Source organism: Pseudoduganella sp. R-32, assembly GCF_049913245.1.
Classification (GTDB): domain Bacteria; phylum Pseudomonadota; class Gammaproteobacteria; order Burkholderiales; family Burkholderiaceae_D; genus Rugamonas.
In genome coordinates, this window is sequence record NZ_CP183987.1 from 6,489,145 (window position 1) to 6,514,864 (window position 25,720).

Genomic DNA, 25,720 nt, shown 5'->3' on the forward strand with positions numbered 1-25,720 from the left:
CCTCTCTCTTGAATCTTATTAGGACCCGACGAATTTCTTCGCGTGGGCAACGATTACTGAAACGATATTTGATAGTATCGGATTGAACCTTTTAAAGTCGATCTTTTCCGCCGGGGCCTTCACAACCTTTTGCGCAAAAAACTACTTTCCAGTAGTGCTTCTCAGTCTCCTCATCAAGCTTAAGATCAAACGTCTTTCCACGGACGACAATCGAATTGGTCGAACAGTAAAAAATTCCGATCAGTGACTCCGCCGCGCCCGCGATAACCAGCGTCGCGGGCAAATAAAGATGGGCCGCGATATGAACGGAGGGCTCATGCCCTGTCACCTTGCTCTTAGTTATCTGTTTGGGGATGCTGTAGATTGTCGCAACGCCGCTGTCATTGTCCACCAAGAGGATGACCGGATGCCGGCAACCGCGGGCCGTGAACTTCGCACTCTCGTTTCGGTAGTCAAGAATGAAGCTTCCGAGATCACTGCTTGACTTGGATTTACAGCGGCGTAATAGTGAATGCAAACCCCACTCCGCCTTGCCGGGAACAACCATGGGACGCCTTTTTTACGCGACATGCTTTGTGTTCGCCGCCTGGTGTGCGGACGCGCACGCCGACACGCTCAGGGTCGGCTTCTACAATTACCCGCCGATGATGATCGAAAGCGAGCAGGCGGGCATTTATCAGGAAATCCTGGACGAGCTGAGCAAAATTACCGGCCATCGCTTCCAGATCCGGTACTTTCCCTACGCGCGGCTTGCCCAAGAGTTCGACCTGGGGCAGATCGACCTCGAACCTGGTGTCTTCCCCGGCTGGGTAAAGAAGCAACGGGTTCCTGGCCAGTTTTCAGTGCCGTTCGGGAAGGTGGTTGACGTGCTCGTGTTCGCCCCGGGCAAGCACTTTCGAATCAGCACGCCAAGAGACCTGAGTGGCAGGACGATCGGATTGGTCAGGGGCTACACCTACCCGGACTTGCGCGAACTGTTTGACAGTGGCCTCGTGCATCGCTCGGACGCCGTGAGCGAAGCGCAGCTCATGGCCATGCTCTCTGCCGGGCGGATGGACCAGATCTTGATCAACAAGGCGGTCGCGCAATACAACATGCTCCTGGTGCCCAAGTACCGGGAGTTCGTCCTCGGCGACGTTCTGGGCTCGTTTGATGTATCGATGCGCATCCACCCCAACAAGAAAGCCTTGTTGCCGGAACTGGATGAAGCCATCCTGGCAATGAAGCGCTCGGGCGCCATCGCCAGAATCTACGCCAAGTACGGCGTAACTCTTTAGTCCCGGCCAAACACCGCGTAGACCGACTGCACGACCATCGCCATGCGCTTGTAATCGAGCTTGTCGAACGTATCGCCGGCGCGGTGGTAGTTCCGATTGCGCATGAATGCCGTGTCGGTCACCATCAGCGCCGGGAAGCCTTGCGCCCAATAACTGCGATGGTCGGAAAAATCGACGCCCTGCACAAAGGCTGGCGCGTTAAGCGAATAGACCGGCAAGTCCGACGCTCCCGACATTGCCGCCTTCACTGAGCGGCTAAGGCCAAAGTCGCCGAATTGTCCCACCAGGGCGATGAAATGGCCGCGATCCGGATAGGCAAGCTTCATCGCGGACAGCGGGTACGCCTGGCTTCCCGGACTGTCGCTAAAGTAACCGATCATCTCCAGCGAGAGCATCAACTCCACATCACGCCCCTCTGCTTTCAGCGCGCGGGCATGCCACACGCTACCCATGTGGGGCGAGCGGAAGTGTGGCGGCTCTTCCAGGGTATATGCCACCAGTTCGACCGGGCGGCCTGGTGCGGATTTCCCCAGCAAGTGCGCCAGTTCCAGCAAGCCAGCGATGCCACTGGCATTGTCGTCGGCGCCCGGTGTGCCGCCGTGGCTGTCGTAGTGCGCGCCAATCACCAGCAGGCGCCCGCGCTCGGGACCAAAGCGGGCGACGACGTTCTTGTACCGTGCTTTGTCGACGATCACGTCCTGGATAGATACCTGCGCACCAGCTTCCTTGAATTGCTCTTCGATGTAGGACGCGGTACGTTCCAGGTTTGCGGCGTGATCGAAAGAGCGCGGGTAAAAATCGACGCTCAGTTTTTTCACGTGTGCCTCGAGCCGGGCAGGATCGACAGAGGGAGGCGTGGATGGCACCGAGGCCACCATGGGCTGGCAGAGCAATACGGTCAACATCAATATCCCCGCGCAGATGACTGCTGACGTAACAATGAGGCGGCGGGAGCTACTTGTGAAGGACTGCAAAAAACCCATTCCTGTGCCTTGTTATCAAATCGCACATACTACCCGTGCTGCCGCCAGATCCCAAGCGGCCTGGCCGACCGTTTTAAAGACCGGAGCCAGCGGCCCGTGCGGCGCGGCGCCGGCGAGGATATCGGCAATCGGCAGCACCCGATCCCAGGCGATGGCCGCTTGCAGCAGGTCGCCGGCTTCGTGCCGCGCACCGGCCAGGTCGTCCACCACAACCTGGCGGGCATGCAGCAATTCAGGCGGCAGTTCAGCCATGCCAGGGCGAAATGCGCCTACGCCGATAGCAAGTGTATGGGGCGGTAACGCAGCGGGAACGACCGGTTGCCGCGAGGTGGTCAGTGCAATGACCACGTCGGCCGCTGCGGCATGCTGCGCCAACTCGCCCTCGCCGACCGGCACGATGTTCACGCCGGGATGGCGGGCGCGCAGCACGGCGGCAAACTGCATCGCTTTCGCCATGCTGCTGCCGGCGACATGCAGTTCTGCCACGCCGAAGTAGTCGGCCAGTGCCTCGGCGTGTGCCGCTGCCTGCGCGCCGGTGCCGATCAGCAGCACCGTTACGGGCTTGCGCGGCGCCAGCGTGCGGATGCCAAGCAGGGACATGGCCGCAGTGCGGCGCTGCGTGACCGTTGGGCCGTCGAGGAGCGCCAGGCGCTTTCCAGTCGCGGAATCGAACACCACCACTTCGCCCTGGATCGCCGGCAATCCGTGCCGCGCATTATCGGTATGGACGGTAACCAGCTTGGTGACGCCAAGATCGGGGGCAACGGCAGGCATGCAGAGCAGCGTGCTGTCCGCATCGATCCCGACCGCCAATCGTTCCGGTGCCTTGATGATGCCTGCGGCCAGTTCCCTGGCGGCCTGGGCCAGTGCGTCGACCAGGCGGTCGTAGGGCAAAGCCTGGGCGGTTTGCGCGGGATCGAAAATCTGCATGGCGTCAGCGGAAGAAGAAACCGGTCGGGAACGGGTCGGCGTCTTCCAGCACCCATTGGTTGAAGCCACTGATATGGGCGCTGCCTGTGACTTCGGTAATAGCGCCGTCGAACTCGCCCACTTTCACTTTTTCGGTTACGCGCACGGTGAAGGCGCTGCCGACGATGCTGCCGTTCACATAGGGCTGTCCCAGCGGCAGTTGGCCGCGCAGGAACAACTGAGCCGCGCGGCCGGAGGTGCCGGTGCCAGTGGGCGAGCGGTCCACCTCGCGGTCGGCAAAGATGCAGACGTTCGACTGGTCCACGCCGGGACGGTTCGGCGCGCCGTCGATGATGGTGCCGTACAGCTGGTCCAGGCCCGGCTCGAGGGGATGGCGAATGCGCGCCCTGGCGATGACGGCCGCCTTGGTTTCCGCGCCGAGCTGGATCAGCGCGCGCACCTGTTCCGGCCGCACTTCCAGGCCCGCTTGCGCGCCGTTGATGTAGTAGTAGAAAGCGCCGCCGAACACGATGTCGCCGGCGATGCGGCCGAAGCCCGGCGTTTCCACTTCGAGGTCGCGCGCCAGGATGAAGGCCGGCACATTCCTGAAGGTCACCTCCCCTGCCCGCTGGCCGTCCCATGCCACGCGCGCTTCGATGAAGCCGGCCGGCGTGTCGAAACCAATGCGGGTGACCGGGCTTTGGCGCTCGACGTGCCCCATTTCCACCAGCACCTTGCCAAGGGCGATGATGCCGTGGCCGCACATATCGCTATAGCCTTCGTTGTGGATGAAGATGACGCCGAAATCCGCGTCTGCCGTGACAGGCGGCAGCAGGTAGGCGCCGTACATGTCGGCATGGCCGCGCGGTTCATTCATCAGGAAGCGCCGCAGATCGTCGCGGTGCTCCTTCAACCACGCCCTTTTCTCGAGGATGGTCGCGCCGGGAATGGCGGGCAAGCCATTCATCAGGATGCGCAGCGGTTCGCCGCCGGTGTGGGCGTCGATAGTGTGGATCGTACGGGAAAAGGTCAGCATGGTTGGCAGCAGGCTTGGTAAAATTGGTTCAGATTATAACCACATTGGATTATTAAAAAGACCAAAATGAACAAACTCGCTTCCGCCCTGCAGGCGCCGCAACTGTACGAGATCGTCGCCGACCGCCTCCAGGGCATGGTGCTGGCCGGGGAATATGCAACGGGTACGCGCCTGCCGGCGGAACGCAGCCTTTCGCTAGCGCTGGGCGTTGGCCGCGCCACGGTGCGCGAGGCGATTGCGGCGCTGGTCAACCGCGGCATCCTCGAAACCCGGCCCAATTCCGGCACCTATGTGCAGCCGGGTGCGCTGGACGCGATCCGCGCGGCAGGCGCGCCGCTGGCGGCCGATACCAGCCCAAGCGCAACCTTGGCCGCGCGCCTGGCCATCGAACCGCTGATCGCCGAATTCGCGGCGGCAGTGGGCAAGCGCGATCGGGAAATGGAAGCTTTGCTGGACCAGATGGAGGCCATCAGCGACTGGGCCGATGCCGGGGCGCGCCAGCAATGGAATGAACTCGACCGCCAGTTCCACCAGCGCATTGCCGCGATGAGCGGCAACCCGGTCATGATCGCCATCGCCGGCGTCGTCGCGGGCGCGGTCGATGAGCCGCTATGGCGCCAACTGCGCGATACCGGCATCCACGATCCGGCCCGCGCCCGCCTGTACGTCTACGAACACCGCCTAATCTACGAAGCCATCGCCAGCGGCAACCAGGAGGCGGCGCGCTTTTATGTGCGCCAGCACCTGGAACGCGTGCAGAAGGACATCCTCACCTACGCTTAAGGGCGTGGAGCCGCTTCGGTCTTTGCGGGCTCGATCAGCACCAGTTGGCCGGTCTTTGGGTCGCGGAATACTTCGCCGACGCGGTCGTAGCCGCTGCCGGCTTGCGTCACGCCGTCGGCGGGGCGCTCGATCTGACGGCCCTTCTCCACCGGCTTGTGCTGGAGCGCGCCCTGGCTGCCGGCGATGGCTGCGATCAGGCCGCAGGCGAACACCAGCATCACGTCGACCAGGTTGACCAGGCTCGCGCGCGGGTCTTCGTCGCTGTCGTCGAAGCGGGAGTCCAGGTGGCGGTACAGGCGCAGGCGCTTGCGGGCCGGGACGGCGGCATTGCCGGGAGCTTGGGGCTGGTCCCTCATGCCGCGTGCTCCATGGCGTCGAGCGTTTCTTCGTACCAGCGGCGGCGCAGCTTGCCGATCACCAGGCCGGCAATGCCGGCAACCAGTCCGAGAACCGTGGCGTCGAATGCGACGGTGACGGCGCTGGCTAGTTGTGCGGGGTTGCCCTGTCCAAGGGCTGCCAGGCCTGGGCCAAGGGGGATGATGGTGGCCATCAGGCCCAGCATCGGGGGGATGCGGGCCAGCAGGTCGGCGCGCTCAAGGCGATGGCGGGCAAGGGCCTGGATGTGGGCGGCGTTGCCGGCTGCGCGGAGCTTTTTCAATCCGCTGAAACGTTCGCCGGCGGCGATGCCTGCTTCCACTACCGCAATGGCGCACGCGACGAGGAGGGCCAGCAGCGCCGGCGCGAGGAGGTAGCTGACGCCGTCGTGCAGCCAGGCGTAGGTTTGGTTGTCGATCATTGATGTGCTCCTTTGAGGATGGGTGTCTGGATGCCGCGATGTACGCCCAGCGCAAACAGGGCCAGGCCGGCGGCCAGGGCGGCCAACAGGGCAAGCAGGTGCATGGCGCGCTCGGCGGGGGATTGCGTGGGTTCGGCAAGATCGCGCAACTCGTAGGCACGCGGCTGCGCCGACTGGGCGTTTGCGCGCGCAACGGCGCCCATTTCGGCGGCGTCGTGCGTGGTGCGCCGTTGCTGCGCCGGGCGGGCTGCGTCGGGCGCAGCGCTGTTGCGCGCAGCTGCCTCGGACGCGGCTTCCGCTTGCGAGGCAGCGGCGATGGCTGGCGCAGAGCCGGGTTGCGCGCCGGCGGCAGCGTTGGCGCCGGCCGGAACGGCAGTGGCGTACGCCTCGGCAGCCAGCGCATCGCCGCGCGCCTTGGCGAGGGTGCTGGCCAAAGCTTGCGCGTCGGCCGGATCGAGCTGCGGCGACAGCCATTGCCACATCGGGTGGTCAGGTGCAGTGTGGCCGCTGCCCGGCAAGCCGTTGCTGGCAACCAGGCGGGCCAGTTCGCCGCCCATTTTCTTGACGGTGGCATCGTCGGTTTTCCAGTAACCCTTCTCGGCCGCCACCATGAAGATTGCCAGCATATGCGCCTTGGCGTGCGCGTTGTGGCGCTGGCCGAGGAATTGCGGCAGGCCGAGCTTATGCGCATCGTCGAAGTAGACCGACTTCACTTCATCCCAGGCCCAGTTCTTCACCAGGTCCGGCCGCGTGACCTGCCAGCCCCACAGGTTCTCCAGGAACTCCTGCCCCATGGTGCGGGCGCCGGCATAACCATGCCCCATCAGGGGCTTGATCCACGCCGGGTTGAGGAAGCGGCCGCGCAGTTCGCCCAGCATGGCGGAAGCCAGCGGCTCAACGTCGGCGCGCCCCGGCTGTGCGTGCTGCAGGATCAGCGCTTCCGGCACGCGGCCGGTGCGGCTCTCGACGGCCAGCGACAGGCCGCCCAGGTAATCGAAGGCGTCATTGTTATCGAGCAGGCCGTACAGGTTGCTGGCGCGGCCGTGGTAGGTGCGCGTGATGCCGTCCAACGCCACGTCAAAGGCGGCATGGTTTGCCTCGCCGCTCGCATCGAGGCCGTAGGCGTGCCCCATGCGGTTGCGGTAAGCCTTGCCGATCTCGTCGCGCTCGCGCCAGGCGCCGGAACGCTCGGTTAGGCGGTTGACGCCGGCGCCGTAAGCGCCAGGAGCGTCACCGAAGATGCGCTGGGCGGCGGCGCGGCCGGCATCGGCCAGCGGCATGCCGCCCGCTTGCAGCGCGCGCACGCGCACCAGCCATTCACGCGCCACGCGGTTGTTCGCTGTCGGCTCGCGGCCCCATGCAGCGCTGGCACTGGCGCCGGTGCTGCCGCTGCCGGCGCCTGCGCTGCTGCCCAGCGGCGCCAGCGCAGCTTCCAGTGCCTCGCGCAATGCAGGCTCCTGCTCGGCGATGCCCGCAGCGGAGGCGGCCAATGACATTCGACCGGCGCGGTCGATCAGGCGAATCAGGTTCGGGTACAGGTCGCGAAACAGGCCGGACGTGGTCACCAGCGCATCGCGCCGCACTGCGCCCGGCACCAGCCGCACATCGTTGACGATGCCGCGCGCATTCCATACCGGCTCGGCGCCCATCATCGCCAGCGCGAACGCCACCATCACGCCTTCATCGCGCACCGCATCGGATGCCCACAGCAGGATGCCTTCGCTGCCCGCATCGGAATGCTCACGCGCCGCAGCCTTGGCCGCCAGGCTGGAGCCCATCTGGTAGCCGATTCTGGTCGGCAGGATATCGCCATCGACCGCATGGAAATTGCGGCCGGTCGGCAGCGCTTCCGGCGAGCGCAGGGGATCGTTGCCCTTGCCCGGTTCGATGAAGCGGCCATCCAGGCCCGCCAGCAGCGCGCGCATTTCATTGAGCGGCGACGCAGCCAGCTTGCGCGCAACCTCAGGATCGTCGATGCCGCCCTTCTTCATCGATTCCAGCATCAGGTCGATGGAGTCCCGCTTCCACGGACGCCCGAAGATGTGCAGGCCGTGCGGCATGAACTTTTCCTGCAGCTTTGTCAGGTAGTGGCCCACTTCGTGCGCCAGCAGGTCGTCGTCGGCCGCGTCGAAGCCGATGCCGCGCACGGCCAGCACGTCGGCCATCGACGCTTCCAGTTCCGCCTTCAGGTTCAGGGCCACAACGCGCTCGCGCATCAGCTGCGCCGCCTTGGCCTTCAGCGTGTCGGAGCTGGCTGCCTCGTAGCTCTCCACAATCTGGCGCAGCGACAGCAGTTCGTCGTACAGCGGCGTGGACGCCAGCGGCGGCGTCAGGTGGTCAACCATCACCGCCAGGCCGCGCCGCTTGGCCTGCGTGCCTTCGCCGACGCCGTCCACGATATAGGGATAGATGCCGGGCAGGTCGCCCGCGATCAGGCTGGGAAAGTCGTCGGCCGAAAGTCCGACCGCCTTCCCCGGCAAGAACTCATAGGTCGAGTGGCGGCCGATATGCACCAGCGCATCGGCCTTGAAGCGGTCGCGCAGCCAGTGGTAGAAGGCCAGGTACTGGTGCGGGGGCGGCACGCTGGTATTCGCATGCAGCAGCTCTTCGTCCACTTCCCAGCCGCGCGGCGGCTGTGGTCCGATGAACACGTTGCCGAACTGGATGCCCGGCACCAGCAGCTTGCCGCTGTCGACCATGATCTTGCCCGGTGCAGGCCCCCAGCCCTTCAAGCCCTCGATGCCGTAGGACGCGACCCGGCGTCGCAGCGGCTCCAGCGCAGCGCAGCGGCGCGGCGCCTTCGCCTGCAGGCAGCCCGCATAGCCATCGGACAGCGCAGCCAGGTCGCGGATCGCCGCCTCGCGCTGCGGATGATCGGCGCCCTCCACCAGGTGCTGCAGTTCCTTGATCACGACTTCCGCCTGCTTGCGGCCGAGTGCCCGTTCGCCGGCAGCTTCCGCTTCCAGCACGTCGGCGTGCAAGCGGCCCAGCAGGCCGCTGGTCATTTCTCCCTGCACGCGCGGCGACAGCGTCGCGAACCACTTCGCATAATCGGCGGCGCTGACGCTGTTCACGGAGCCCGCCAGTTCACGCAAGGCGCCGCGGTCCTCAGGCAGGTTGACGCCGTGCGCCATGATGCGGTCAAGCAGCGCTTCCGGCGTGGCCGGCAATTCGCCGACCGTGTAGCCGGCGTCCTTCAGGGCGTGCAGCATGTCGAACAGCGAAGCCGGCACATCAAGGTTGTCGGCGCCGATGTTCTGGCGGCCCGGCGGGTGATTGTAGTACACCAGCGCCACGCGCTTGTCGCGGTTGGATTTGGCGCGCAAGGCCAGCCAGCGCTCGACGCGCGCAGCCAGGCGCTCCGCTTCCGCCGCCAGTACTACCGGCGGGCGATTCTCGATGCCGGTCAGCTTGTCGCGCTGCGGCTCGCCCAGTGCCGCCACCACGATGGGCTGGCCGATGCCCTGCAGCTCGGGTAGCGCCACGCGGTACTGCACCGAATCAGGCGGCAAGCCGTCCGGCGACAAGCGCCATTGCATGGCGGTGCGGTCGGACAGCCGGATCGCCTTGAACAGCGGGATATCGAGCTTCTTGAATGCCTCGCTGACGGCTTCGCGCCCTTCGGCGGCGCCCACCACAAAGTCCTGCAGCACCACCATGGCGGCCGGCACGGCAGGCGCAATCAGTTCCGGCAAGCGCTCAAGCGCCTCGCGCGAGGCGCCGCCCCAGCGCGGCAGCACCTGCACGCATTGCTGGCCAATGCGTTCGACTTGCTTGCAGACGGCATCGGGCACCGTGCCATCCATGTTCGACAGGTCCAGCACTACCACGGTAGGACGCGCCTGCAGGCCTAGCTGCGCCGCCCTGCCCCATGCCGCCGCGTCGTGCAGTTCGCGCTGGCCGGCGCGCAGGCGCAGCGTCGGTTCCGGCTGCGGCTCGGCCAGGGCGCGCGAGGGGTCGAGCAGGTGCGCAAGCAGCGCTGCCGTGTTGTCGCGGCCACCGGCCTGCCAGACCTGGCGCGCAGCCAGCCACTGGCCTGCCGCCGGTCGCGCCCTGGCTGCCTGCAGTGCCGCTTCCGGCGGCTGCTCGGTCGAGAGCTGGCGCAGCGTTTCAGGCGAAAAGCCCTGCAAGCTGCCCTGCCGTCCGCGCGACAGCAGGCTAAGCGTGGCCTCGCCATTCATGGCCAGCACGCTGGCCTGCGGGCGGGCATGGCGCGGCAAGAATTCCTTCAGGCGCCGGGCCGGGTCGCCGAACAGCGATACGGCCAGGATGCTGTCCGCCTGCGCCAGCCACTGGGCGGCTTGCTTGTCGTCGGCCGCCATCCATTGCGCGGGCGTGCGCAACACGATACGGTCCTGGGGATGGCCGGCCAGGTGGCGATGGGCCGCCTCGATGGCGACAGGCGCAGCGCGTTCGGTCACGATGGCAAACAGCACGGCGGCGTTGGCACGCGCGCAAGCGAACGCACATAGCAGGACCGTAATGGTCCGGGCAAAGGTAGTGGTAGGCACAGCAGGATTCCGAGCACGCAAAACCACACCCCGGGCTTCGCACAATCAAAAGTGACCGGCCGGTCTTCTGGCTCGCCTTCTTCCTCCGCTGGCCTGGCCTTCCCGTGCGATGCACAGTGGCGTTGGTCAGCTTCGTCCGGCTTACAGCAGCGGGGGCTGCGCCGGACTGGCGCAAGATGGCTATCCCGCGCGGCACCGGCTTCCCGTTTCACCTCCCGGCAGGCTTGCAGGAAGGCACCAATCACATAACGTGCGTCATTCTAACAGACTGCACTTGGCCAACAATCTAGCCAGAAGAGCAACGACTGTTGTTATAAAGATCCACTTCTTAGAAATGATTGGTAATTCGTGAGAATTAGGTATTTACTGCTAAGTACGCGTCAAAGAACGTGTCTGGGAGAGTAAAAATGCATAACAAGACAACATTACAAGTCCTGGCAGCCGCCTCCGGACTTGCGGATGAGCGCATCCAGGAACTCTGGGAAGGGGCCGATATGTATGCCCGTGCCCAGGCTGGGAATCCGGATTCGCCGCGCTACCAGCAAGTGCTGCATGAGCGCATGGCGGCCATGGTCGAACGTGAAGTGGCCAAGCGCCATGCCGCGGACGGCGAGCCCTGGGTGCTGGCTGACGCCCACCTGGGACAGATTGAAGTGTCGCTGTCCGACGCCCTCAAGGCCTTCGGCGGCCGCACGCACCACGTTATCCATTAGCAAGGCAAAGCCGCCCGCACGGCTGTGAACCGCACCCCGATCCCGTGCCGTCCACAATGCGGCGCCTGCTGTACGGCGCCCGCGATCTCCAGCCCGATTCCCGGCATGCCTGAAGGCAAACCGGCAGGCGTGCCCTGCATCCAGCTCGATTCACACATGCGCTGCAAGCTGTATGGCTTGCCCGAACGCCCCCTCGTGTGCGTGGAATTCAGGGCCGACGAAGCAGTGTGCGGCGAGTCGCGCGAGCAGGCCATGCGCTGGCTGGGTTGGCCGAAGCTGTAAAATACTGGCCCACCATGAGTTTCCAATGCCGCCCAGCCTGTGGCGCCTGCTGCACGGCGCCCTCGATTACGTCCCCGATTCCCGGAATGCCGAACGGCAAACCGGCCGGGGTGCGCTGCGTCCAATTGGGCGACGATAACCGTTGCAAGATCTTCGGCAAGCCGGAACGCCCGGCCTTCTGCGGCGGCCTGCAGCCTTCGGCCGAAATGTGCGGCGAGAGTCGGGAACAGGCGATGACGTGGCTCGCGGTGCTGGAACGCGAAACCTGTCCGTGAGCCGCTAGCGAACGTAGAGCGTTGCGAATGTCGAAGGAATTTCAGCCAGTTCCGCTTCCAGATATGGAACAGTCGCAATGCAAGTGACCCATTCCAGGAATCGATCTTCGCTGAAGTACGATCGAACCACGTCCAGCGTTGCCGTTCGGGCAGCCTCAGGGACAAGCGCCGCTACCGGCGGCGCGCCGCTGTCGTCTACAACCGTCAGCCGGGCCTCGAGACAATGACTCCATTCCCAACCGATGTATGGTCGGGCTTCCAGCGAAAATTCAGATGGCCACCGCATTGTGTCGTTCAGGATCCCATGCGCACCAACCAGCCAGACGACGACCTGCGCGCGCCAGTGCGGTGAGGGGATATCGAACACGGAACGCAGCCAAGGCTCGACTAAAGACTCAGGCAGATATTTCAGGCAGAAGAACATCGAAGCGGAGAAATCTCCACTGGCATCCCACCAGAGCCAGACACGGTTCGGGTTGTCGTTTGATTGACGCAGAATATTCCCGATAGCGATGTCGGTGCCGTTCCAGCACATGCCATCCATCATGCACCGTCCCAGGGTTAGCAGCACATCTTCCCGAAAGCCTTCGTATGGCTCCCGAGAGACGCCGTTCGGGTAAATGGCCATAAACCCAGTCATCAACGATTCCAGCAGGTAGGAAAAACATGCCTCATGGCTGCGCGGCAGGAGCGCCGCAAGCAGGTAGTGGTACCAGGTTTTCCATTCCTCCATCGGACCGAATGACCGGGTACCGCTGGCGATTTCAGCAAAACATTCCTGCAGTTCGCGCACTGCAATCTCGTCCAGGTTTCCCAGCAAGTCACTGAACATTCGCCTTTCGGCCCCCATGAACCAGGCCTCGCCCATCGGAGCGGCCGGCTTTGGAAAATGCGCCCGCAAGCGGCCTAAGGCCAGCGTGTCAATCCCGTTCCCAGGCGTCCACAGAAACCGATCCATACCTCGTTCCTTGCGATAAGAGCAGTGCACATCATAATCGACTGCCAACGCTCAAGGACCATAATGGAAACGGTTCCATGCTAGAATCTTCAGCCATGAACCAAACCATCGACCACCGCCACCGCCTGTCCACCCGCCTGGCTTTCCTGACTGCGGGCCTTGCCATGTCTGCCTGGGCGCCGCTGGTGCCGTACGCGAAGGAGCGCCTGCAACTGGCGGAAGGCCCGCTTGGGTTGCTGCTGCTTTGCCTCGGCCTGGGCTCGCTGCTGGCGATGCCGCTGACCGGCGCGCTGGCGGCGCGCTTTGGCTGCCGCAAGGTGGTGCTGTGGTCGGCGCTGGTGGTCTGCCTGTCGCTGCCGGCCCTGGCGCTGGCGCCAACCCCGCTGCTGCTTGGCCTGGCGCTGTTTGTGTTCGGCGCCTCGCTCGGCACCATGGACGTGGCGATGAACGTGCAGGCGGTGATTGTCGAAAAGGCCAGCGGCGGCGCGCTGATGTCCGGTTTCCACGGCATGTTCAGCCTTGGCGGCTTCGCCGGCGCCGGCGGCATGGCCCTGTTGCTGTGGCTTGGCAGCGGCCCGCTGGGCGCGTGCCTGGCTATCGTCGCCGTGAGCGCCATCCTGCTGTGGCGCGCCAGTCCCGACTTGCTGCACGAGCCGGAAGCGCGCGACGGCAGTACGCCAACCTTCGTCATGCCGCACGGCGCCGTGATCTTTATCGGCGTCCTGTGCTTCATCGTCTTCCTGGCCGAAGGCGCGATGCTGGACTGGAGCGCCGTGTTCCTGACCGCCGAACGCGGCCTGCAGGAAGGCCGCGCCGGCCTCGGTTATGCCGCCTTTGCCGTCGCCATGACCGTCGGCCGCCTGACGGGCGACCGCGTGGTGCGCCGTTTCGGCGGGCGCCGCGTGCTGCTGGCGGGCGGCCTGTGCGCCGCCGCCGGCTTCTTCACGGCAGTCGCCTCGCCTTCGCCGGCCGCGGCCCTGGCCGGCTTCGTGCTGGTCGGCCTGGGCGCTTCGAATATCGTGCCCATCCTGTTCACTGCCGCCGGCAACCAGCGCACCATGCCCGCCAGCCTGGCGATCGCCGCCATCACCACCATCGGCTACGCCGGCGTCCTGGCCGGCCCAGCCCTGATCGGCTTCATGGCCCACCTGACCAGCCTGGAGCTGGCGTTTGCCGTCCTCGGCGGCGCCTTGTTGCTGGTCGCCGCCAGCAGCCGCCTGGTACGCGTTCACTCCTGACGCAGCGCAAACCGGCGCCTTGGCAAGGGCGCTACCCTTGACTCAAGTGCATCGGTGGGCCGCGCTCATGGTAAGCTTCGTGCCCGCGCAGCATCCCGCCCGCGTTCGCCTACCGACACACTTACCAAAATCACAATGGATATCGTTCTCGCGCTGAAGGCTCTGATCATGGGTCTGGTCGAAGGATTTACCGAATTCCTGCCGATTTCTTCCACCGGCCACCTCGTGCTGGCGGGCAGCCTGCTGAATTTCACCGGCGAGAAGGCCAAAGTGTTCGAGATTGCCATCCAGGGCGGCGCCATGGTTGCCGTTATCTGGGAGTTCCACAAAAAGATAGGCGAAGTGTTGTTCGGCATGTTCCGCGAAGCGCGCGCGCGCCGCTTTGCGCTCAATGTGGCAGTCGGCTTCCTTCCGGCCGCGGGGCTGGGCTTCCTGTTCGAACACAAGATCAAGGCGGTGCTGTTCGCGCCACTGCCGGTGGCGCTGGCCTTCATCATCGGCGGCCTGGTCATCCTGTGGGTCGAGCGCCGCGCCAGGGACAACCCGGTCGCCGTGCGCGTGCAGTCGGTGGACGACATGACGACACTGGATGCGCTGAAGGTCGGCTTCGCCCAGGTCTTCGCCCTGATTCCCGGCACCAGCCGCTCCGGCGCCACCATCATTGGCGGCATGATGTTCGGCCTGTCGCGCAAGGTGGCCACCGAGTTCTCCTTCTACCTCGCGATCCCCACCCTGCTGGCCGCGACATTTTACTCGCTGTGGAAAGCGCGCGACCAACTGACTGCCGGCGACCTGCCGCTATTCAGCATCGGCGCCGTGGTGGCTTTCGTGTCGGCGTTTGCCTGCATCCGCTGGCTGCTGCGCTACATTAGCAGCCATACCTTCACCCCTTTCGCCTGGTACCGCATCGTGTTCGGCATCGTGGTGATTGTTTCCGCCTATACCGGCGTCATCACCTGGGCCGAATAAGAGCATGACCGACCAGGACACCAGCCAGCGCGCCCTGCACCTGCTCCAGACCGTCTTCGGCTACCCAGCCTTCCGCGGCCAGCAGGGGCAGATTGTCGAGCATGTCGGCAATGGCGGCGATGCCCTGGTGCTGATGCCGACCGGCGGCGGCAAGTCGCTGTGCTACCAGATCCCGGCCATGCTGCGCGAAGGCGTGGGCGTGGTGGTGTCGCCGCTGATCGCGCTGATGCAGGACCAGGTCGACGCGCTGGCCGAGGTGGGCGTGCGCGCGGCCTTCCTGAACTCCACCCAGACGTATGAGGAAGCGGCGCGCATCGAACGCCTGGTGCGCACCAGCCAGATCGACCTGCTGTACGTGGCGCCGGAACGGCTGCTGACCCAGCGCTGCTTCGACCTGCTGCAGGATTCGCAGATCGCCCTGTTCGCCATTGACGAGGCGCACTGCGTTTCGCAATGGGGCCACGACTTCCGTCCTGAATACATCAAGCTGTCGGTGCTGCACGAGCAGTTCCCGAACGTGCCGCGCATTGCGCTGACTGCGACCGCCGACCAGCAGACGCGCGCCGAAATCATCCACCGCCTGGCGCTGACCGAAGCGGCGCAATTCGTGTCGTCTTTCGACCGCCCGAACATCCGCTACCAGATCGTTGAAAAGACCAACGGCCGCAAGCAGCTGCTGGACTTCATCACCGCCGAACATGCCGGCGATTGCGGCATCGTCTACTGCCTGTCGCGCAAGAAGGTGGAGGAGACGGCGGAGTTCCTCAACGAACACGGCGTGCGCGCCCTGGCCTACCACGCCGGCATGGAGCACACGGTGCGCGCCGGGAACCAGGCGCGCTTCCTGCGCGAAGAGAACATCGTGATGGTGGCCACCATCGCCTTCGGCATGGGCATCGACAAGCCGGACGTGCGTTTCGTCTGCCACCTCGACCTGCCGAAATCGATCGAAGGCTATTACCAGGAAACCGGCCGCGCCGGCCGCGACGGCATGCCAGCCAGCGCCTGGATGTCCTACGGCCTGCAGGACGTGGTGCTGCAGCGGCGCATGATCGACGAGTCGGAAGCCGACGAGAATTTCAAGCGCGTCCTGTCGACCAAGCTTGATTCCATGCTGGGCCTGTGCGAGACACTGAGCTGCCGCCGCGTGCGCCTGCTGGAATACTTCGGCGAGCCGGCCACGCCTTGCGGCAATTGTGACACCTGCCTGATTCCGCCGGTATCCTTCGATGGCACGGTGCCGGTGCAGAAGCTGCTGTCAGCGATCTACCGCTGCGACCAGCGCTTCGCCGCCGGCCACGTGATCGACGTGCTGCGCGGCGCCGAGTCGGAACGCATCCAGACCTGGCACCACGACAAGCTGTCCGTATTCGGCATCGGCGCCGACCGCAGCGAACAGGAGTGGCGCGCCATCCTGCGCCAGGTGATCGCTTTGGGCCTGGTGACCGTCGACCACGAGCAATTCAGCTCGCTCAAGCTGACCGATGCCGCGCGCCCGGTGCTGAAAGGCGGCCAGAAAGTGCAGCTGCGCCAGTACCAGAAGCCGGTCAAGCAGAAACGCAGCTCGGCCCCCAAGGGCTACGAGGAAACCAGCCTCGATGGCGACGAGCAGCGCCTCTTCGACCGCCTGCGTTCGTGGCGCATGGGCGCGGCACGCGAACATGGCGTGCCGGCTTATGTGATCTTCAACGACGCCACCCTGCGCGAGATCGCCAAGGTCCGTCCTGCCACGCTGGGCGAGATGCGCGGCATCTCCGGCGTGGGCGAGAAGAAGCTGGTTTCCTACGGCGACGAGATCGTCAGGCTGCTCGCCGACCTGGCTTGAGGCGCAGGCTTCCCAGCAGCGCCAGCCCTGCCAGCAGCAACGCCCCTTGCGTCGGTTCCGGCACCGGCGACAGCAGGAACGTCCCTCGCGTATCCCACTCATTGACGCCCCTGGCAAGGATCTGGCCGCTGGCATTGATGTCCCAGGCGCCTTGCAGGAACCATCCCGCGTACTCTGTCTCGTTCCAAAGATGGTCCAGCACGTAGGGCCGGTCCCGGTACCAAAGCATGGCGCGCCTGTAATCGGTTTCGCCTACCACGCTGCCCGCGTCGTTGATGTCGTACGCATAATCGGACCACAGTTCCTGATAATCCCATTTGCTGCCATGTTCGAGCATGGTGAATGCGCTGGCGTTTTCCTGGTAGCCGGCGACCCGTCCTTTGCTGTTGACGGCAAGGAGGTAAAAGTCATAAGCCAGGTGATGATCGCCGAAGTTGCCGTTGTACCAGCTCCTGGCGCCAAACTCGCCGGTGTGGCCTCCAATAACGTAGCCGAGATCGTTGATCAAATAGGGGGCGTAGTCGTCAAACACTTGCGGTGCGCTGCCATCGCCCCATTGGATAAAGCCGATCGGTCCGGAAGTTCCCGGCAGGCGGTAGCCGACAACATCGCCGCGGTTGTTGATGCCGGCAGCATAACCGCCCATTCCCGCGAATTGCAGCAGTTCCATTTCGCCGCCATTGCGCCACCTGACCGGCTGCGACTGCGTGAAGCCCGGGATTGTAATGTTCCCGATAACCGTTCCCTGGTTATTGAAGCCGGTGAGTGTCAGTTCTCCGGCGACACTAGGCAAATGCACCAGCGAACCGTCGCGGTTCCAGATCAGCGGTTTGCCGTCCGGGCCGAGGCCCGCGACCTGCCCGGCATCGTTCAGGAACTTCGGCGCAAACTGGCCGTCAAACCTGAATGCCCGATAGGCCGGCGCTTCCTGCGCATACGCGCTGCATGCAAGCAGCGCCAGCAAGGAAGAAGACGCCAGGCGCGCCGCCAGCTTTCTTTGCGCCAGCCAGCGCAGTGCCAGCAGCGCGAGCCCGGCCAGCAGCAGCGTAGCGATTTGCGGCTCCGGCACCGGCGACAGCAGGAATGTGGCGGTGCCACCCTGGGGGCCGAGGGCACTGGCAAGTATCGCCCCGTCGTTGTTGATGTCCCACGCGTTGAGCAAGGTCCAGCCCGAATACGCGGCTTCGTTCCACAAATGATCCAGGTTATACGCCCGGTCTTCAAACCACAGCATGGCATGCAAGCTGAGCTCGGTTTCGCCGACGACGCTGCCGGTATCGTTGAGGGCATGGGCAAAACCGGACCACAGGTCACGGATGTCGCGCTGTCCCTCCCTGTCGATCAGCGAGAAGGCGTGGTAATTGTCGTGCATGCCCGCCAGGCCCCCTTCGTTGTTGAGCGCACGGACAAACAGGCCGCTATAGGGCTCTTGCGCGAACACCCCATCCTGCCAGCCCCGGAGCCCCCAATCGCCGCCAAGCTGGCCAATAACCAGGCCGTGGTCGTTGATCATCTGCGGCAGGTAGTTGTCGAACAGTTGAGGCGTACTGCCGTCGCCCCACTGGACGAAGCCGACCTGCCCCGAGCCCGTACCGGATGCGCCGGCCATGTAGCCGATAATGTCGCCGCGATTATTGACGCCCGCCGTGAAACCGCCCAAACCCTTGAATGGCAGGCGCTCCACTGCCCCGCCGTCGCGCCATGCGACCGGTTGCGGCAGGCTGTAGCCCGGAATGACCGCATTGCCGACAACCGTGCCCTGGTTATTGAAGCCGGTGATGGTGAGCTGGCTGACACTGCCAGCCAGTTGCTGCACCGAGCCATCGGGATTCCAGATGACCGGCCTGCCGTCCTGGCCGACGCCGGCGACCTGGCCCAAGTCGTTCAGTATCTGCGGCGTGAACTGGCCATCGAACCTGAAGGCACGATAGGCGGGTGCACCCTGCACGTGTGCGGACCATGCCAGCAACGCCAGCACGGACAAGAACAAACGAAGGAATCTTGGCATGGCAATCTCCTGTGGGTAAACAGGAGCCAATGCTGCGCCAACGCGGCAGGCTGCGCGCGCGCCGGCTCAAATCGTGCGCGACGGCGCGATAGCGTTGCGCGCCATAGCGCGATGCAAGCTGCCAAGCAGCAGCAGGCCGGCCAGCAGCATCAGGACCGGCGCCAACTCCGGCACCGGCGACAGCAGCGCCGCTTGCTGCGCGAAGGTTGCCGCATTGCTGGCAATCGCCACGATCTCGCCCGCATCGTTGATATCTTCCGTATAACGAAGGCTCCAGCCGTCCCAGCCGCTTCTGTCCCACAGGGTGTTCAGGTCGTATGTCTGCCCGCCGGAAAACAGCATGCCGTGCTGCGTGCCTTCCCAATAACCGAAGGCCACGCCTGCGTTGTTGATGGCGGTGGCGTAGCCGGGGCCGTAGGTCTCCAGCACTTCGCCTTTCCAGATCGCGCCATGGGCCTCGGTAATATCGCTGCCGCTGCCGCCGGCCACCCAGCCCTTGTCGTTGATGTCGCGCGCCCACGAATAGCCCGCATCGGGCAGATCGTGATAAGCGCCGTCCTGCCAGACTCCGGCATGATCCCCTGCGCGCGAGAGGCCGACAACCTGCTCCTGGTCACCATTTTCACCATCCACTGCACGTGCCATCGCGACAATCGTGCCCTTGTTATTGATGGAAACCGCCGTTCCGCCATGAACGCCCGCGTCGAATGTGATGGGCTGCCGTCCCGATTGCCAGATCATCGGTTGGGCGCCGGATGATCCCACCAGCTGGCCAGCGTCATTCATATCGGTGAGGATCGCTTCTTCGCTGCTGTCCGTCAGGCATTCCAGTCCGCTGCCGCGGCGCCTGGGCAGCAGCGAGTAATGGCTAGGCAAGGACAAGACCGCACAATCGGGCAACCGGTTTCATGGCATCCTCCAGCCAAGGCACAGGAGCCAATGGTGGACTTGCCCCGTCAGCGGCGCGCGCTGAGCTTCTAATCGTGCGCGGCACAGCGATAGGGTCAGGACTTGAGTCCGCTCACAAGCTGGCGGTAGCGGCCGGGCGGCGCCCCGACGGCTTCGCTGAAACGGTGGCTGAAATGGCTAAGGTCGGCGTAGCCGCACGCTTCGGCGACTTGCTGCAGCGGCAGGCGCCCTGCGCGCAACAGGCCGCGCGCACGCTCGATGCGGCGTGCTGCAATCCAGGCCGACGGCGGCATGCCGAAGCTGATGCGGAACATGCGGGCCAGGTGGAATTCCGACATGCACGCCAGTTGCGCCAGCATGCCGAGGGTGATGTTCTGGTCGAGGTGGGTTTCGATGTATTCGTGCAGGCGGCGGCGCACCAGCGGCGCCAGTCCTCCGCGCAAGCGCAGGCCGGGCCTGGTCATCGATTGCGATTGCAGCAGCTCGCTCAAGGCCTCGTGCGTGATTTCATTGGCGCGCAGCAGCTGGTCGGCGTCGTCCCACGGCTGCTGCAGCAAGTCGCCGCATAGCTGCACCAGGCGCCGGTTCTCGAAATAGGTCTTGTCCTGCAAGGTGAGTTCGCGCGGCTCGCGATCCAGCTCCGCCACGGCGCGCTGCGTGAAATGCTCGGGCATGAAGTACACGTGCAGCATGCGCAACTGGCCGCGCACCACCCATTCCGATTCGTGCCAGTCCGGCAGGGAGCACAGGCGCTGTGGCGCGCCGTACTGCCCCGGCAAGCCTTCGCGTTCGACTTCGTAGCCGCCGCCCAGGTAGCACGACAAGGTATGGTGGCCGGGCTGGCGATACTCGGTGAAAGCCTCCGGCGTGCTGCGATGCCAGACCGCAGCCGCCAGCCCGTCGCCCAGCCAGGCAAAACGCTCCAGCGTGGCATCGGTGCCGGACATGGTGCGGAACACGGCGTGCGACATCGCATCGCCCGGCTTGCCCGCCAGCGCCGCGCGCGCCGCCGCCCCCACGCGCTTGCGCGGAGCGGCATCCTCAAGTTGTCCAGTCAGTGGCTTCACGCCGAAAAGTCTAGCACGGCCATTCCGGTCCAGCCGGCCGCCCCTCCGATTTGCGCAAGATCAGACAAGGGGACCCTGGGCTCGCCGCCGCTAGTGTCGGGAAAATTTACAGCGTCGACCAGCCGTGAAACCACTTATCGATAAGAATCAGTTACTTGCTGGCGCAGGGTATAAAAATTGCTTATTGCATTTGAAGCAATGCTGTCAACTTTCCTACTGTTTTGAAAGGAATTATCGATGAAGAAGTTCGCTTGCCTGGCAGCCCTGTCACTCGCTATCTCCGCAGCACAAGCAGCGCCGATCCAGCTTGACCTGACCAGCGGCGCCTTCGCCAACAACAATGGCTCGGCTGTTGTCGACACTTATACGGAAGACGGCTTTCGCCTCCGCACGGTGCGTGCCGGCGACCATTTCGATCCCTTGTTTATCGGCGATATCGGCATCCACAACGGCTTCCAGAACGCCGACGACGTGAGTTGGGTCATCGACTTCTTCGGGGCCAGCTTCAACCTGGTCAACATCAATATCGCCGCCTATGCCGATGGCGCGTCGTCGATCACGGTGAGCGGTTCCAACGGCGCGACGCAAACCTTGTCCGGCACCGGTACCCTGGCCATCGCCGGCATGGGCAACGTGACCTCGGTCGTTTTCAATATCGACCAGGACGGCGGGACGCAAGGCTTTGGCTTTTCCGAGATCAACGTCGACACCACGCCCGTGCAACAAGTGCCCGTGCCGGGCACGCTGATGCTGCTTGGCCTCGGCTTGTCCGCACTGGGCGTTTCGCGCCGCCGCACTTCGAAGTAGGCAGGAAGAACCAGCCAGCGTGCGGCATTCCGCGCGCTGGTTCATAATACTTGGCACCAGAACTGTTACCGCCTAGTGAAGTGCCTGCCCCATGAATACACCTCCAGACGACCTGCCAATTTACCGAGTCCTGACTGGCCCCGACGATTCGAAGTTTTGCCGGCGAGTCAGCGAAGCGCTCGCACTGGGCTATCAACTTTACGGTTCGCCTTCCTTGACCTTTAACGGCGAGACGGTCATCGTGGCCCAGGCCGTCCTTTGGCCCACGGCCAAGTCTTAGCCGGAACAAACAGCAAGTTCAGACAACTGCCGGTGCGCGGCAAGCGGCACACTGGCAGGACGATGAATACTGCCCTCTACCTCACCACGGTGCTCATCTGGGGCACCACCTGGATCGCGATCAAATTCCAGCTCGGCGTCGTCGCAGCGCCGGTGTCGATCGCCTATCGTTTCTGGATCGCGGCGCTGGTGCTGATGCTGATCCTGCTCGCGCGCAGGCAGCAAGTCCTGCCGCCGCGTTCCGCCTGGCGCTACCTGCTCGCGCAGGGGCTTGCGCTGTTCTGCTGTAACTTCCTGTGCTTTTACTACGCCACGATGTGGGTGCCGAGCGGCCTGGTGGCGGTGGTGTTTTCGACCGCGCCGATCTGGAATGCGATCAATGGCCGTCTCTTCATGAAGCGGCCGATCCGGCCGCAAGTCATGGGCGGCGCGGTGCTGGGACTGGCAGGCATCGTGCTGCTGTTCCTGCCTTCCATGCAGGGGCACTGGAACGATGCCGGCATGCTGGCCGGCCTGGGACTGGCCCTGCTTGGCACGCTGTGCTTCTCGACCGGCAACCTGCTCTCGAGCCGCATGCAGGCGCTGGGCATGCAGCCCTGGCTGACCAACACCTGGGCCATGCTGTGCGGCGCCGCCATCCTGACGCTTGGCGCGCTGGCGCTCGGCATGCCGTTCAACTTCGACCCAAGCCCGCGCTATGTCGGCGCATTGCTCTACCTGGCCGTGCCGGGATCGGTGATTGCCTTCACGGCTTACCTGCTGCTGGTGGGGAGAATCGGTCCGGACCGCGCGGCTTACTGCACGGTGCTGTTCCCCGTGGTGGCGCTGACGGTGTCCACCGTCTTCGAGGGATACCAGTGGAGCAGCATGGCCCTGGCCGGGCTGCTGCTGGTCATCGGGGGGAATTTGCTGGCCTTTATGCCGGCGCGTGCCAAAGCACAGGCGCCGGCGGCAGCCTAGATCATTTCTTGGTGAATACCAGGTCCCAGACGCCGTGGCCCAGTTTCAGGCCGCGGTTTTCGAACTTGGTCAGCGGGCGGTAGGCCGGCTGCGGCGCGTAGCCTTCAGCGGTGTTCTGCAGCGCCGGCTCGGCGCTCAGCACTTCCAGCATCTGCACCGCGTAATCTTCCCAGTCGGTCGCCAGGTGGATATAGCCGCCCGGCGCCAGGTGCTCGCACAGGGTTTTCACGAATGGGGCCTGGATCAGGCGGCGCTTGTTGTGGCGCGCCTTGTGCCATGGGTCAGGGAAGTAGATATGCACGCCCGCCAGCGAACCGGCCGGGATCATGTCGCGCAATACTTCCACCGCATCGTGCTGGATCACGCGCAGGTTGGTCAGGCCTTCCTCGCCGATCAGCTTGAGCAGGCTGCCCACGCCCGGGGTGTGCACTTCCACGCCGATGAAATCCTTCTCCGGCATCAGCTTGGCGATGTGGGCGGTGGTGCCGCCCATGCCGAAGCCGATCTCCAGGATCAGCGGCGCCTTGCGGCCGAAAGTCTTCTCGAAGTCCAGCGCTTCTTTCTTGTGCTCGACCATGAATTGCGGACCGAGATCGCTCAGCGCACGCTCTTGTGCCGAAGACAGGCGTCCCGCGCGCGTGACGAAGCTGCGGATGCGGTGTTCGGTCGGGTCGTAGAGCATTTTGCCCTTTGGCGTGGATTCGGAAGACATGGCTAAACGTGCAAGGAAAAGGGGCGATTATACCATTCCGGTTTTGCCGCCCGGCCTGCGATAATAGCGGGTCTTGTCCCTAAGGAAGCCCAAGTAATGGCCCTCGCACTGAACATCCTGATCATCGTCCTGGCACTGGTAACGCTGTACTTCCTGCTGAAAGGCGGCCCGAAAGCCGCCCCTGCGCCAACGGGCAAGCCGGTGGGCGGCTCCTACACGCCGCTGCCGCAGGGCGAGCCGGTGCACCACTGGAGCGACGAAGGCCGCTACCAGCTCGAAGTGCTGGGCGAGTCGCGCTATTCCGACACCATCCGCGCCCTGGCCGGCGAGCATGGCGAGGCCGCGGCCGACGCCCGCCACAAGGCGCTGCTGCTGGCGGACGACAACAACCCCTACGAAGACAAGGCGGTCGCCGTCTTCCTCAACAGCGAGATGGTCGGCTACCTGGCGCCGAAAGACGCCGTGGCCTTCCGCGCCATGCTGGCGCGCCAGGAAATCAGCGGCCAGCTCACCTCGACCGACGCCGTGATCCGCGGCGGCCAGATGTACGAAGGCAAGCGCCTGGCCTATACCGTGCTGCTCGACGTGAATGTTGCGTAAATATCACTTAGTAACTTACTAAACCCCGCGCACGATTGAATGCAGCGCGGGTTTGTGACATCATCGGCGGCTTGCTGTTTTGATAATCAATAAGGGAGCCGTCATGAAGACAAAATACGCCTTGCTGTTACCCGCCCTGCTGCTCGCAGCCTGCGCCAAGAAGGCGCCTGCGCCGGCACCGACCTCTGAAGCGACCCCAGCGCCCGCCGCTGCACCAGCCGCGCCGGCTCCAGCCCCTGCGGCGCCTGCCGCCCCTGCCGCCAGCACCGCGGCCACCGGCAATGCCCCCCTGGCAACTCCGCAGATGGACATGGAGAACATGAGCACCGAGCAGAAGGAAATGGCCAAGCGCCAGGCCAAGCTCGATTACTCCAATATGGAAGACGGCTACATCAACGACACCAACGCGCAGTGGGCCAGCACCGCCAGCGCGACGTCCGAATACGGCGGCAGCAGCTACGAGCCGGCCAACGCAACCGGCAAGGTCGACGGCAAGAATTTTGCAACCAAGGGCAGCGATGTTGGTTTCGATTCGCTCGAAGTCGGCTTCCAGAATCCGGTCAATGCCACCCAACTGCGCGTAGCGATCAGCGATGGCTACGGCCTGGAAGGCATCACCAAGGTTGAGCTGCAGGACACCGACGGCAAATGGAATACTGTATGGAGCGGCATCAACACCGTGAAGGTCGACCGGCGCGGCACCCGCACCTGGTTTGTGCAGCCGATCGAAAAGACGACCTACAAGGCCAAGGCGGCGCGCATCACCAAATCCAATAACCTGAGTACCGACCGCCTGTATGTGGATGCGGTACAACTGGTAGGTTCCTGACCGGGCGCCCCGCCTTGCCCGACAGGCGTATCATGGCTGCAGCAGCTTGCAGGAGGCAGCCATGGAACGCGAACGGGCAAAGGCGGGAGATGCGGTGCGGCCGATCGGCTGGCACCATAAGATGCTGGTGATTCGCACCACGCCGGGCCGCACGGGCCGGAACGATGACGAGGATGTGCTGTGCCGCTGGCACGATGCCGACGGCGAGCACCAGCAAACCTTCAAGTCAGGACAGCTTGAAATCCTGAACTCAGCCGCGCAAGCGCGCAACCCGCGCGGCCGGACGCTTATTTGAGCAGGCCGAAGACTTTGGAAATCGCCTTGCTGCCGTAGGAGATCGGGTTCTCGCGGATCTTCTTCTCTTCTTCCCCGATCATCAGGAACAGGCCATCGAGCGCGCGCTGGGTGACGTAGCTTTCCACCGTCGCCTGCTCTTCAGTGGCCAGGCCGAACTTGGTCGCCTGCGCCATCGCGCTGTTGAACTGGCCGGACAGCTTGGACCGGTCAGTCACGCCCTTCACGATCGGCTTGAATTTCACCGCCAGCGGCGCTGCGGTTTTCTCCTTGAAGAAATCGGTGACCGAGGTGTCGCCGCCGGTCAGGATCGCCTTGGCGTCGCTCAGCGTCATCGACTTGACCGCATTCACCAGCAGCGGCTTGGCCAGCGGCACGGCTTGCTCGGCAGCGCGGTTCATCGCGGTTTCCAGCTCATCGAGCTGTTCGCCGCGGCCGGTCATTTCCAGGATAGGACGGGCTTTTTCCAGCACGCGCGGCAGCTTGATGCGCACCGCATCGTTGTTCATGAACCCGCCCTCGACGCCAAGCTTGCCCACGGCGGCCACCGAACCGGCTTCCAGCGCGGCTTTCAGGCCGCCGCCAGCCTCCTTCTCGGTCAAGGCGTCCAAGGGATTGGCCAGTGCGCCGGCGGCCAGCACCAGGCCGGCCAGCGTGGCGGCGATACGATTCATCGTTGTCATGGTTATTTCTCCAGAAG

Annotated in this window: 27 protein-coding genes and 1 riboswitch; of the genes, 14 read left to right on the plus strand and 13 right to left on the minus strand. The window is 64.4% G+C overall.

Annotated elements, in window-relative coordinates; all coding sequences use genetic code 11:
• Positions 1–91: 91 nt before the first annotated feature.
• Positions 92–547 carry a hypothetical protein gene (locus tag ACN9MU_RS29785; protein ID WP_426319474.1) on the minus strand — a complete coding sequence of 152 codons (456 nt, stop codon included), beginning with the start codon at positions 545–547 and terminating at the stop codon, positions 92–94.
• Here ACN9MU_RS29785 and ACN9MU_RS29790 point away from each other — a divergent pair.
• Positions 546–1,277, plus strand: a complete 732-nt coding sequence (locus ACN9MU_RS29790; RefSeq protein ID WP_426319475.1) for a substrate-binding periplasmic protein — start codon at positions 546–548, stop codon at positions 1,275–1,277. The two genes, ACN9MU_RS29785 and ACN9MU_RS29790, sit on opposite strands and share 2 nt — an antisense overlap.
• Here ACN9MU_RS29790 and ACN9MU_RS29795 read toward each other — a convergent pair.
• The 3 genes from ACN9MU_RS29795 to lhpH form a co-directional block, all read right to left on the minus strand.
• Positions 1,274–2,182, minus strand: coding sequence for a M28 family peptidase (locus ACN9MU_RS29795; RefSeq protein WP_426319476.1), 909 nt, complete (start codon positions 2,180–2,182; stop codon positions 1,274–1,276). The two genes, ACN9MU_RS29790 and ACN9MU_RS29795, sit on opposite strands and share 4 nt — an antisense overlap.
• A 93-nt stretch (positions 2,183–2,275) precedes the next feature.
• Complete coding sequence (locus ACN9MU_RS29800) at positions 2,276–3,190, minus strand: delta(1)-pyrroline-2-carboxylate reductase family protein (protein WP_426319477.1); 915 nt, start codon at positions 3,188–3,190, stop codon at positions 2,276–2,278.
• A gap of 4 nt (positions 3,191–3,194) precedes the next feature.
• Positions 3,195–4,205: a trans-3-hydroxy-L-proline dehydratase gene (gene lhpH / locus ACN9MU_RS29805; RefSeq protein WP_426319478.1), complete on the minus strand. Its 1,011-nt coding sequence runs from the start codon at positions 4,203–4,205 to the stop codon at positions 3,195–3,197.
• Between the two features lie 66 nt (positions 4,206–4,271).
• On the opposite strand from lhpH, the gene ACN9MU_RS29810 reads away from it, so the two are divergent.
• The gene (locus ACN9MU_RS29810; RefSeq protein ID WP_426319479.1) at positions 4,272–4,988 is read left to right on the plus strand and encodes a FadR/GntR family transcriptional regulator; all 717 of its coding nucleotides are present in this window, start codon (positions 4,272–4,274) and stop codon (positions 4,986–4,988) included.
• Here the strand turns inward: ACN9MU_RS29810 and ACN9MU_RS29815 are convergent.
• From ACN9MU_RS29815 to ACN9MU_RS29825, 3 genes are read right to left on the minus strand one after another with little or no spacing between them, the layout of a single operon-like run.
• A complete protein-coding gene (locus ACN9MU_RS29815) occupies positions 4,985–5,344 on the minus strand; it encodes a hypothetical protein (RefSeq protein WP_426319480.1) in 360 nt (119 codons plus the stop codon). The genes ACN9MU_RS29810 and ACN9MU_RS29815 overlap by 4 nt on opposite strands.
• The gene (locus ACN9MU_RS29820; RefSeq protein WP_426319481.1) at positions 5,341–5,784 is read right to left on the minus strand and encodes a MotA/TolQ/ExbB proton channel family protein; all 444 of its coding nucleotides are present in this window, start codon (positions 5,782–5,784) and stop codon (positions 5,341–5,343) included. The genes ACN9MU_RS29815 and ACN9MU_RS29820 overlap by 4 nt, the downstream gene beginning before the upstream one ends.
• Entirely contained in the window at positions 5,781–10,295 is a 4,515-nt protein-coding gene (locus ACN9MU_RS29825) for a cobaltochelatase subunit CobN (RefSeq protein ID WP_426343863.1), read from the minus strand. Before ACN9MU_RS29825 ends, ACN9MU_RS29820 begins: the two co-directional genes overlap by 4 nt.
• 40 nt (positions 10,296–10,335) lie before the next feature.
• A riboswitch (cobalamin riboswitch) is annotated at positions 10,336–10,552 on the minus strand.
• Positions 10,553–10,702: 150 nt separating this feature from the next.
• Here ACN9MU_RS29825 and ACN9MU_RS29830 point away from each other — a divergent pair.
• The 3 genes from ACN9MU_RS29830 to ACN9MU_RS29840 are packed head-to-tail and all read left to right on the plus strand — an operon-like array spanning position 10,703 to position 11,565.
• Positions 10,703–11,008 carry a hypothetical protein gene (locus ACN9MU_RS29830; protein WP_426165576.1) on the plus strand — a complete coding sequence of 102 codons (306 nt, stop codon included), beginning with the start codon at positions 10,703–10,705 and terminating at the stop codon, positions 11,006–11,008.
• 39 nt (positions 11,009–11,047) lie between these two features.
• Positions 11,048–11,290 carry a YkgJ family cysteine cluster protein gene (locus tag ACN9MU_RS29835; RefSeq protein ID WP_426172329.1) on the plus strand — a complete coding sequence of 81 codons (243 nt, stop codon included), beginning with the start codon at positions 11,048–11,050 and terminating at the stop codon, positions 11,288–11,290.
• Positions 11,291–11,304: 14 nt separating this feature from the next.
• Positions 11,305–11,565, plus strand: a complete 261-nt coding sequence (locus ACN9MU_RS29840; protein ID WP_426165578.1) for a YkgJ family cysteine cluster protein — start codon at positions 11,305–11,307, stop codon at positions 11,563–11,565.
• Positions 11,566–11,569: 4 nt separating this feature from the next.
• Here ACN9MU_RS29840 and ACN9MU_RS29845 read toward each other — a convergent pair whose 3' ends face one another.
• On the minus strand, positions 11,570–12,523 hold the full coding sequence (locus ACN9MU_RS29845) for a hypothetical protein (RefSeq protein WP_426319483.1): 954 nt from the start codon (positions 12,521–12,523) through the stop codon (positions 11,570–11,572).
• A 95-nt stretch (positions 12,524–12,618) separates the two neighbouring features.
• Here ACN9MU_RS29845 and ACN9MU_RS29850 point away from each other — a divergent pair, with 95 nt between their 5' ends.
• The 3 genes from ACN9MU_RS29850 to recQ all read left to right on the plus strand — a co-directional run bounded on the left by ACN9MU_RS29850 (position 12,619) and on the right by recQ (position 16,555).
• On the plus strand, positions 12,619–13,761 hold the full coding sequence (locus tag ACN9MU_RS29850) for an MFS transporter (protein ID WP_426319484.1): 1,143 nt from the start codon (positions 12,619–12,621) through the stop codon (positions 13,759–13,761).
• 135 nt (positions 13,762–13,896) lie between these two features.
• A complete protein-coding gene (locus ACN9MU_RS29855) occupies positions 13,897–14,730 on the plus strand; it encodes an undecaprenyl-diphosphate phosphatase (RefSeq protein WP_426165584.1) in 834 nt (277 codons plus the stop codon).
• 4 nt (positions 14,731–14,734) lie between these two features.
• On the plus strand, positions 14,735–16,555 hold the full coding sequence (gene recQ / locus ACN9MU_RS29860; RefSeq protein ID WP_426165586.1) for a DNA helicase RecQ: 1,821 nt from the start codon (positions 14,735–14,737) through the stop codon (positions 16,553–16,555).
• Here recQ and ACN9MU_RS29865 read toward each other — a convergent pair.
• From ACN9MU_RS29865 to ACN9MU_RS29875, 3 genes are all read right to left on the minus strand, one after another.
• On the minus strand, positions 16,530–18,563 hold the full coding sequence (locus ACN9MU_RS29865; RefSeq protein ID WP_426336529.1) for a PEP-CTERM sorting domain-containing protein: 2,034 nt from the start codon (positions 18,561–18,563) through the stop codon (positions 16,530–16,532). The two genes, recQ and ACN9MU_RS29865, sit on opposite strands and share 26 nt — an antisense overlap.
• 66 nt (positions 18,564–18,629) lie before the next feature.
• Positions 18,630–19,445, minus strand: a complete 816-nt coding sequence (locus tag ACN9MU_RS29870; protein WP_426343864.1) for a hypothetical protein — start codon at positions 19,443–19,445, stop codon at positions 18,630–18,632.
• Positions 19,446–19,567: 122 nt separating this feature from the next.
• Positions 19,568–20,443: a helix-turn-helix domain-containing protein gene (locus ACN9MU_RS29875; RefSeq protein WP_426337663.1), complete on the minus strand. Its 876-nt coding sequence runs from the start codon at positions 20,441–20,443 to the stop codon at positions 19,568–19,570.
• A 333-nt stretch (positions 20,444–20,776) separates the two neighbouring features.
• On the opposite strand from ACN9MU_RS29875, the gene ACN9MU_RS29880 reads away from it, so the two are divergent.
• From ACN9MU_RS29880 to ACN9MU_RS29890, 3 genes are all read left to right on the plus strand, one after another.
• Complete coding sequence (locus ACN9MU_RS29880; protein WP_426165592.1) at positions 20,777–21,346, plus strand: PEP-CTERM sorting domain-containing protein; 570 nt, start codon at positions 20,777–20,779, stop codon at positions 21,344–21,346.
• 91 nt (positions 21,347–21,437) lie between these two features.
• Positions 21,438–21,626 (plus strand): DUF1737 domain-containing protein, encoded by a 189-nt coding sequence (locus tag ACN9MU_RS29885; protein ID WP_426165594.1) that lies wholly within the window; start codon positions 21,438–21,440, stop codon positions 21,624–21,626.
• A gap of 62 nt (positions 21,627–21,688) precedes the next feature.
• The gene (locus ACN9MU_RS29890) at positions 21,689–22,585 is read left to right on the plus strand and encodes a DMT family transporter (protein ID WP_426165596.1); all 897 of its coding nucleotides are present in this window, start codon (positions 21,689–21,691) and stop codon (positions 22,583–22,585) included.
• Position 22,586: 1 nt separating this feature from the next.
• Here the strand turns inward: ACN9MU_RS29890 and trmB are convergent, their stop codons facing one another.
• Positions 22,587–23,267 (minus strand): tRNA (guanosine(46)-N7)-methyltransferase TrmB, encoded by a 681-nt coding sequence (trmB, locus tag ACN9MU_RS29895; RefSeq protein ID WP_426337664.1) that lies wholly within the window; start codon positions 23,265–23,267, stop codon positions 22,587–22,589.
• Between the two features lie 126 nt (positions 23,268–23,393).
• Between trmB and ACN9MU_RS29900 the strand changes: the two genes are divergently transcribed.
• The 3 genes from ACN9MU_RS29900 (at position 23,394) to ACN9MU_RS29910 (ending at position 25,021) form a co-directional block, all read left to right on the plus strand.
• Entirely contained in the window at positions 23,394–23,897 is a 504-nt protein-coding gene (locus tag ACN9MU_RS29900) for a hypothetical protein (protein WP_426336531.1), read from the plus strand.
• Positions 23,898–24,000: 103 nt separating this feature from the next.
• Complete coding sequence (locus ACN9MU_RS29905; RefSeq protein WP_426336532.1) at positions 24,001–24,726, plus strand: hypothetical protein; 726 nt, start codon at positions 24,001–24,003, stop codon at positions 24,724–24,726.
• A gap of 61 nt (positions 24,727–24,787) precedes the next feature.
• Positions 24,788–25,021, plus strand: coding sequence for a hypothetical protein (locus ACN9MU_RS29910; protein ID WP_426165602.1), 234 nt, complete (start codon positions 24,788–24,790; stop codon positions 25,019–25,021).
• On the opposite strand, the gene ACN9MU_RS29915 is transcribed toward ACN9MU_RS29910, so the two are convergent.
• Positions 25,014–25,703 (minus strand): DUF4197 domain-containing protein, encoded by a 690-nt coding sequence (locus ACN9MU_RS29915; RefSeq protein ID WP_426319487.1) that lies wholly within the window; start codon positions 25,701–25,703, stop codon positions 25,014–25,016. The genes ACN9MU_RS29910 and ACN9MU_RS29915 overlap by 8 nt on opposite strands.
• Positions 25,704–25,720: the final 17 nt, after the last annotated feature.